The sequence below is a fragment of the Okeania sp. SIO3B5 genome (assembly GCF_010692555.1).
Classification (GTDB): Bacteria; Cyanobacteriota; Cyanobacteriia; order Cyanobacteriales; family Microcoleaceae; genus Okeania.
This window is the reverse complement of sequence record NZ_JAAHHG010000780.1, coordinates 1-3,177: the sequence shown is the minus strand read 5'-3', so window position 1 is coordinate 3,177 and position 3,177 is coordinate 1. Positions and strand designations below refer to the sequence as shown.

At 37.4% G+C, this 3,177-nt stretch carries 2 protein-coding genes; both read right to left on the bottom strand.

Going from position 1 to position 3,177, the window contains the following annotated elements; genetic code table 11:
* Positions 1-470 precede the first annotated feature (470 nt).
* Entirely contained in the window at positions 471-1,082 is a 612-nt protein-coding gene (locus tag F6K54_RS42365; protein ID WP_293090480.1) for a hypothetical protein, read from the bottom strand.
* Positions 1,083-1,461: 379 nt separating this feature from the next.
* Positions 1,462-2,511 carry a Fe(3+) ABC transporter substrate-binding protein gene (locus F6K54_RS42360; RefSeq protein WP_293090479.1) on the bottom strand — a complete coding sequence of 350 codons (1,050 nt, stop codon included), beginning with the start codon at positions 2,509-2,511 and terminating at the stop codon, positions 1,462-1,464.
* Between the last annotated feature and the right edge of the window lie 666 nt (positions 2,512-3,177).

Sequence of the window (3,177 nt, the reverse complement as noted above, 5' to 3'; positions counted from 1 at the left end):
TGGACTGACACGCCTAAAAATGTAGGTTGGGTTGAACGGAGTGAAACCCAACAAAACCTTACTAATGTTGGGTTTATCCTACGGATAAGCTCCGAAGATCGTCCCTCAACCCAACCTACACTTATTGCACTATTTTAGATGAAACAGTCCAGTAGGGTGCGTTAGCGCTAGCGTAACGGAGCAACACCCTATATGTAGTGCCTTTGCGTAAGTCCTGAAGTTAAAACCTTATGCGTAATATCAAATCCGGATAATCAGTGATCAAAAAACCTTTTCCCTTCTAATATCATGTTCGGTTGAATAGTTATAATTAGGATTATAGATAGAAGAGATATCTCAAACCCCTGAGATTGCTTCCTTCCACTCCGTTCCAGTCGCAATGACTTTATTATAAATGATTATCCGAACATGATATAACCTTTTCTTTCCTTCTGCCTCCTGCCTCCTGCCTTCTGCCTTCTGCCTTCCATTCAAACAAGTCTAGCCAATAAAATCCTGATTATGACTTCCAATTCCTCGGTAACACGGTAAAGATTGATTCCTTCACAGATAGATTTTGCTTGACGATCTAAAACACCAAACTGCCAAATATTACCAGTAGTTACAGCTCCTAAAATTTCAGTTTGTGGGGAATCTATCCATAAATCAAGAGCAATCATTTCCGTCGCTAATTGAGTAAAACCTCGATTAATATCCGCTTGTTTAGCTTCAATAACAATCAAATTCGTTGTCGAACGTAACAAGTAATCTAATTTTCCTTGCAATCTGTTGTCAACTTGAATGGAATATTCTATTCTTAACTTAGCGTGGGAATAATGAATTAAATCTGAGATAATGGGCGCAATGAGCATTTCCCTACGGGTAGCCTCATTCTCTAAATCTACATAAGGTAATATCTCCTCAATGCGCTCCTTTAAATCAGTAATTCGGTCTAATTCATCAGGATATTGTGGTAAAGTGAGAAATTTTCGCTCAAATGAATAACCAAATTCAGCAACCAAATCATCTACCGTAAATCCCAACTCAAAATAATTGCTGAAAGTATAAGAACGATTAGGATCGAGTAATGGCTGACGAGTCATATCAAATCCGGTTAAACAGTTATAGAATGGTTAAGTCTTCAGAATTCAGAATTCAGAATTTCCTACGGAATGCTCCGCAAACAGAATTCAGGAGGGAAGAAAGAAGAAGAAAGTTTTTTGATCACGCTCTTATCCAGACATGATATTACGATATGTCATTGCGAGGATCACGAAGTGAAGCGTTTGCCGAGCATTCCAGGACGGAAAACAATCACAGTACTTTGGGATTACTTCACTCCGCTATCGCTGCGTTCGTAATGACAACTGTTCAACCAGGCATAATATTACAGCACTTTCCCTTCAAGCCTTTTCTTCCCTTCTGCCTTCCCCTCCTGGGAGGGGTTAGGGGTGGGTTGCCTTCTGCCTTCGTTCATAGCTACTACTTCCAGCCCACACGATCCATTAATTTAATTGCTTCACCATTCAACTTGCCATAAGTAGCAACATTCACAGAATCACTCTTAAAGTTGCCATAGGTTGTCAAAACGCTAGGAACAGGTACACCTGCAACTACAGGATATTCATTGTTACCCTCAGAGAATATTTTTTGAGCTTCTGGGCTGGCCAAATGTTCGAGAAACTTAATTGCACCCTCTTTATTTGGGGCAGTTTTAACTACACCACCACCACTAATATTAATATGAGTACCGCGCCCATTTTGGTTAGGGAAAAACATTCCTATTTTCTGAACAACTGCTTTGTCTTCTGCTTTGTCAGATTTTGCTAAACGGCCTACATAGTAACTATTAGCAATACCAATTTCGCCGATACCTGCAGCAACAGCTTTTATTTGAGCAGTATCATTTCCTTCTGGAGGTCTAGCAAAGTTGCTAACAAAGCCTTTTGCCCAACTTTCTGTGTCTGACATTCCATGAGCTTCAATTAAAGATGCTATTAAGGATTGATTATAAATATTATTGGAAGAACGAATCAGAATTTTGCCTTTCCAATTATCTTTAGCTAAGTCTTCATAAGTTGATAACTCAGATGGTTTAATTTTGTCTTTGTTATAAACTATTACCCGTGCCCGTTTAGAGAAACCAAACCATAGGTTTTGGGGACTGCGGAGGTTGGCTGGAATTTTACTGTTGAGAGTAGATGAAGAAATGGGTTGCAAGATTCCTGCTTCTTCGGCTCGTCCCAAACGGCCTGCATCTACTGTAATAAAAACATCTGCAGGGCTGTTAGCACCTTCGCTTTTGATACGTTCGATTAACTCATCTCCTTTGCCTTCTATTAGGTTGACTTTGAGGCCAGTTTTTTCGGTGAAACTGTCGTAGAGAGCTTGATCGGTGTCGTAGTGGCGAGAAGAATAGAGATTTATCGCCTTACTTTGGGCTAATCCTCGATTACTTTTACCAAGTTCGGCGATCGCTACACTCGCCATTGCTGTGCCTGTTGCTAAAAATATACGTCTAGTAATTTTCATTTTCAATTTTTTCCTTTTTTTTGTTCAATAAATGATAAATTAGGTATAGCTAATCACTTAATTTTCCTGATCCATTTTAATAATATTGCAATTCATTCTTGATAATTTTTATCTTTTATCAGAATTAATTGACATAAAATTAAACTCCACCCTTAAAAGTTTGCGATAATTTGACCTAATTTTATCTGTAATAAGTAGTGACTTTCACAATGTATAAATTGTTTCCAGACACTATATTAAGTTTTTACTCACAAATTTTTTTTATCTCATAATTAAATATATTTGTCAAGTAGCTCTGAATTTATCTTTATTGAGAAATTTTATAGAAACTAGCTTGGTCTTTATGACAAATGTCTTATATTAAGTGACATGATTGATAACTTATATCATGTCCGGTTGAATAGTTACACTTTAGGACGAAGGAAGGCAGAAGAGAAAGAAAGGTTTAAAGGGAGAAAGTTTTTTTTGTCACTAATTATTCGGACTTGATATTATACCAATTCCCAAAAGTAATGCTATACTTTGCCGAAACCCCAATTATATCAAATCCGGTTAAACAGCCATAGAATGGTTAAGTCTTTAGAATTCAGCAATTCTGCAATTCAGAATTCAGGAGAAGAAAGATAAGACAAGATGAGCGTAGTTATGACAATTGGATAATTTTTT

Bases quoted from the DNA above. Each gene is read 5' to 3' on its own strand.
- F6K54_RS42365 (WP_293090480.1), bottom strand. From the start codon at position 1,082: ATGACTCGTCAGCCATTACTCGATCCTAATCGTTCTTATACTTTCAGC.
- F6K54_RS42360 (WP_293090479.1), bottom strand. From the start codon at position 2,511: ATGAAAATTACTAGACGTATATTTTTAGCAACAGGCACAGCAATGGCG.